The organism is Phaeovulum sp., assembly GCF_041596715.1.
GTDB lineage: Bacteria > Pseudomonadota > Alphaproteobacteria > Rhodobacterales > Rhodobacteraceae > UBA6213.
This window is the reverse complement of sequence record NZ_JBFHIA010000247.1, coordinates 1-4,459: the sequence shown is the minus strand read 5'-3', so window position 1 is coordinate 4,459 and position 4,459 is coordinate 1. Positions and strand designations below refer to the sequence as shown.

Genomic DNA, 4,459 nt, shown 5'->3' with positions numbered 1-4,459 from the left:
CATCGCAGAATCCCGCGGATTGCAGAACCCCGAGGCGATCTGCGAGCATGTGCGCCAGCGGCTCGGGTTTCAGCTGGTGGCCGAGCTTCGGCGCAGCGATGGCACGATCCCGCTGCTGCAACTGTCGCCCGAATGGGAAGAGACGTTCTCGGCATATCAGCTTCCGGCGGAAAAGGGGCATGCCGACATCGCGCTGCCGCCGGACAAGTTCAATCGCCTCGCGCAAAATGTCGCGGAGCGTCTGGCGCGTGTTGCGGAAAACGGTGTCTTTCCCGGCGTGGTCACCTCGGCGCGCCGACGGCGGTTTGTAAAGACGGTTCTGGGCGCCAAAGGCGTTGCCGCACCGGTGTTGAGTTTCGAGGAAATCGGGCCCGATGCGCGCCCCGCGCTGGTGGGCATGGTGCAGGTATGAACGAGGCGCTGGCCAGCCTTGCTGCAATCAGCACGCAAACACTGCTTGCAGGCTTCATAGTGTTTCTGCGCGTCAGCGCTGCTATGGCCTTGCTGCCGGCATTTGGCGAGACCGTGATTCCCGCGCGTGTGCGGCTAGGTGCAGCGCTGGCGTTCACTCTGGTTGTGCTGCCCGCAGTCAAGGCCGATATCGCACCGCTTCATTCCACGGGCACACTGCCCGGTCTGGTCTTTGCCACCGAGGTGCTGGCAGGTCTGGCGCTGGGCGCGGTCTTGCGGTTCATGGTTCTGGCATTGCAGATCGCAGGCACGATCGCCGCGCAAGCAAGTTCGCTATCGCAGCTATTCGGCGGCGGCGCGGGCGAGCCGCAACCCGCAATCGGGCATCTGCTCACTTGGGGCGGGCTGGCACTGGCGGTGCTGCTCGGGCTGCATATTCGCTGCGCCGAGGCGCTGATCGGGTCATATGTCGCGCTGCCTGCGGGTCAGTTTCCAGACGCCGAAAGCATCAGGCGCTGGGGGGTGGCCGGGGTGGCGCACGGCTTTTCTTTGGCTTTCACGCTCGCCGCGCCATTCGTGCTGGCGGGGCTGGTCTATAACGTGGCGCTCGGCGCCATCAACCGCGCGATGCCGCAACTGATGGTGGCCTTTGTCGGTGCCCCGGCGCTAACCGTGGGCGGGCTTTTGCTTCTGCTGCTTAGCGTTCCGGCCGGACTGGCGCTTTGGCATCAGGATCTTGCGCTGATGCTTGCCAACCCGTTTGAGATTGCGCGATGAATGATTCCGACGCAGAGCGCGAACACGAACCGACCGAACGCAAGCTGGCAGAGGCGCGAAAGCGTGGCGAGTTGGTGCGATCAGCCGATGTCAACGTTGCAGCAGCATACGGCGGGCTGCTGATCGCCGCAGTTGGGTTAGGTGTTGCAGGTCTGCGCGATTTTGGCACCGGCGCGATGGTGCTGCTCGATCAGGCCGACAGCCTAGCACCGTTGCTGCTTGGTGGCGAAACGGGCCCACTTGGCGGGCTGCTTGGCACGCTATTGCTATCCGTCATGCCCTTTTTTCTTGCACCGATGGGCTTTGTGCTTGCCACCTTGATGGTGCAGCGGGCCATTGTTTTCGCACCCGAAAAACTCGAAATAAAGCTAAGCCGCATTAATCCCCTAGCCAATGCCAAGCAGAAATTCGGACGCTCTGGCCTGTTCGAGTTTGCCAAAAGCTTCGCCAAGCTGGTCATCATTGCGCTGCTGCTGGGCGTGTTTCTTGCCAGTCGAATGCCGCGCATCGTTCTTTCGCAAGAGGGTTCCCCTGGCATGGCGGTTGCCGAGCTTGGCAGCCTGATCGTCGAGTTTCTTTTCCTGATGCTGCTGATCGCAGGCAGCATCGGTGCCATCGACTATCTCTGGCAGCGGGCCGAACACCTGCGCCGCCACCGCATGACGCGGCAAGAACTTCTGGATGAGTTGAAACAGTCGGATGGCGACCCGCAGCTCAAAGGTCAGCGGCGGCGACGCGCCGTGGAAATTGCCACCAACCAGATGCTTGCCGATGTTGCCAAGGCTGATGTGGTGATCGTCAACCCGACGCATTTCGCGGTGGCACTGCAGTGGAAGCGTGGCAGCTTGCATGCGCCAATCTGCCTTGCAAAAGGCGTTGACGAGGTGGCCGCGCGAATCCGAGAGCGGGCCGTCGAGGCGGCAATTCCCATTCATTCCGACCCGCCGACGGCACGGGCAATCTATGCAACCGTGGGCCTTGGGCAAGAAATCCGGCCCGAGCACTTCAAGGCGGTCGCCGCGGCGATCCGCTTTGCCGAACGTATCCGCAGGCGCGCTCGCGAAAGGAACGGCATATGAAGCGCGCGGAAAAGTTGGCGGCACTTGAAAGAGTTGCCCTCCTGCGCCGCGACGCGGCATTGCAGCTATACAAGCTGGCGCGCACGGCAGAGGCTTCTGCGCGCGCCGACCTCGCCGCACTCGACACCGCAGAGCGCGCCGCCACCGCTGCCAGTAGCGGCGATGTGGCGGCGGCGCGCCAGCTCGCCATTTATCACTGCTGGGCCGCGGCACACAGAAAGACGGGTGAGGCAAATCTGACGCGCGCCATAGGTCATAGCGAAACATGTCGGGCAGAGGCGCAGCGCGCCTTGGGTCGGACCGAGGTTTTGGTCAGGCTAGCCAAGCGGCTTGCCGCGCAAAACTCCGCTCTAAAAGCGCGCAGAAACTAGCGGGTCGCCACACAGCCTAGGCCACAGCAATGACAAAGCTGCGCGCAGCTTTCACGTGCTGTCTTGGCGCACGATATCAGCGATCAATACGTTGCTAACGGTCTCACCAAGGGTTTTTCTTGCCGCCTCTAGAAGTGCGCGGCGCAGCGCATCCATATTGCCCGCTTCCGTAAACGCGCCGCGAAACCCGCCAGTGTTGGCGTGGTTGAACAGAACTTGCAGCAACGTATCGCGCAGGCGGGGTTCTACCGCATAAACCTTTTCACTGCCCCCGGGTGCCACCTCTAGGCTCAGCGAAAGAATGACCAAAGCCGAAACTCGCCCAGCCTCTACCACCGGGATTACGAACTGGTTGTTCAGCTTGACATAGTTGAAGGCCGAGGCGTCGTGCGGGTCGGCAACTGAATGCGCGTCGGGTGCCGCAGACACCTCGCCGCAAGGGTTCGCTTCGCTAGAGGTGTGCGCGGTGGGGCGAAGCATGTATCCGCCGCCGCCGCCTACGGCGAGCCCGATCAACGCAAGCAACGCGGGAAGAATCTTGCCCATGTTTCGGCTCAATACGGCAGAATGATATCGGTGATCTGCTGGCCGTATGTGGGCTGCTGCATATCGGTGATCTGCCCACGGCCGCCGTAGGAAATGCGCGCGCCTGCGATTTTGTCGTAGGTGATCTCGTTCTGGCGGCTGATGTCTTCGGGCCGAACAAAGCCGGTTACAATCAACTCTCGCACCTCGAAATTGACCCTTACCTCTTGGCTGCCTTGAATACGCAGCACGCCGTTCGGTAGCCGCTCGATCACCGTGACCGCGACGCGCAGGGTCAGCTTTTCGTTGCGCGAAACCGAGCCATTGCCGCTGAAGTTCGTGGAGGAGTTGGTAGAAACGGCGGTGTCGAGCCCAGCGCCCGTCGGGAGCAACTCATTCAAGCGTTGGGGAATACCGAACAGCGAAGGAATGCCCATGGTCTGTGCGCCGGTGCGCGCGCGTCCGGTGGAATTGGAAATCTCGGCCTTGTCGTCGATCTCGATGACAACGGTCATGATGTCACCCGCCACGCTTGCACGGCGGTCGCCCAGCAGCGAACCGCGAGAGCCGGACCAGAGCGACGCCTCGGAATTAGGCGCGCTGCGTTCGGCATAGGCTGGAAGCGGCGCTGTGGTCATCGCGCGGAACTCATCGCTCGATTCGATCGGGCTTAGTGGCGGGGCGCGACCAACCTCTTCAAGGTTGCCGCAAGCCGCGATGGAAATCAGCGACGTGAACATCAGGACGTGGCGCATGGAAGCCTCATTCATTGGAATTGACGATCAGTGTGCCGTCAGCGCCGACCCACGCTGTCACCACGTTGCGCGAGGCAATGTTGATGACGCGCAAGACATCGCCCACGCCGCCGCGCCCGAGCGCGCGACCCTCGACAGAAATCGAAAGGGCGCCGCGGCGATACAGAAGCGGCACGATCTGGTTGCGCTCTACCACCGCGGGCGGGCCCACATCGTCAACCCGGATCGCGCGGCCCGCGAAAATCGCGGTGCGGGTTTCCTGCCCTATGGCCTCGGAAAGTGCGATGAGGCCCCCGGGCAACTCGCCCCCGATCAAGGCTACGTCCTCGGGGCCAATCAGTGTCTGGGCGCGCAGGGTGCGCGTGGCGACCACGGTATCGGCGCGGCCATTGCTGGCCAACAGCAAGAGGATTGCCGTAATCACCCAGAATGCGCGGTCCATCATCATCGCACCTGCGTTGTCGCGGCCAGCATCTGGTCGGCGGCGGTGATGACCTTGGCGTTCAGTTCGTAGCCACGCTGCGCCTTGATAAGTTCGGTG

The 4,459-nt window shown here is 62.5% G+C and carries 8 protein-coding genes; 4 read left to right on the top strand and 4 right to left on the bottom strand.

All coding sequences use genetic code 11. The annotated features are described in order from the left end of the window. The 4 genes from ABY403_RS13925 to ABY403_RS13910 form a co-directional block, all read left to right on the top strand. The coding region (locus ABY403_RS13925; RefSeq protein ID WP_372841429.1) for an FHIPEP family type III secretion protein at window positions 1–412 on the top strand (412 nt) is incomplete at its 5' end. Beyond that, window positions 409–1,188, top strand: a complete 780-nt coding sequence (locus ABY403_RS13920; RefSeq protein WP_372841428.1) for a flagellar biosynthetic protein FliR — start codon at window positions 409–411, stop codon at window positions 1,186–1,188. The genes ABY403_RS13925 and ABY403_RS13920, both read left to right, overlap by 4 nt. Beyond that, on the top strand, window positions 1,185–2,267 hold the full coding sequence (locus tag ABY403_RS13915) for a flagellar biosynthesis protein FlhB (RefSeq protein ID WP_372841427.1): 1,083 nt from the start codon (window positions 1,185–1,187) through the stop codon (window positions 2,265–2,267). The genes ABY403_RS13920 and ABY403_RS13915 overlap by 4 nt, the downstream gene beginning before the upstream one ends. Next, window positions 2,264–2,638, top strand: a complete 375-nt coding sequence (locus ABY403_RS13910) for a hypothetical protein (RefSeq protein ID WP_372841426.1) — start codon at window positions 2,264–2,266, stop codon at window positions 2,636–2,638. The genes ABY403_RS13915 and ABY403_RS13910 overlap by 4 nt, the downstream gene beginning before the upstream one ends. Before the next feature lie 51 nt (window positions 2,639–2,689). Here ABY403_RS13910 and ABY403_RS13905 read toward each other — a convergent pair whose 3' ends face one another. The 4 genes from ABY403_RS13905 to ABY403_RS13890 form a co-directional block, all read right to left on the bottom strand. Then, window positions 2,690–3,184, bottom strand: a complete 495-nt coding sequence (locus ABY403_RS13905; RefSeq protein ID WP_372841425.1) for a flagellar basal body-associated FliL family protein — start codon at window positions 3,182–3,184, stop codon at window positions 2,690–2,692. 8 nt (window positions 3,185–3,192) lie between these two features. After that, window positions 3,193–3,918 carry a flagellar basal body L-ring protein FlgH gene (gene flgH, locus ABY403_RS13900; protein WP_372841424.1) on the bottom strand — a complete coding sequence of 242 codons (726 nt, stop codon included), beginning with the start codon at window positions 3,916–3,918 and terminating at the stop codon, window positions 3,193–3,195. A 7-nt stretch (window positions 3,919–3,925) separates the two neighbouring features. Next, entirely contained in the window at window positions 3,926–4,366 is a 441-nt protein-coding gene (gene flgA, locus ABY403_RS13895; protein WP_372841423.1) for a flagellar basal body P-ring formation chaperone FlgA, read from the bottom strand. Further along, window positions 4,363–4,459, bottom strand: a 97-nt coding sequence (locus tag ABY403_RS13890) for a flagellar basal body rod C-terminal domain-containing protein (protein WP_372841430.1), incomplete at its 5' end; no start/stop codon positions are given. The genes flgA and ABY403_RS13890, both read right to left, overlap by 4 nt.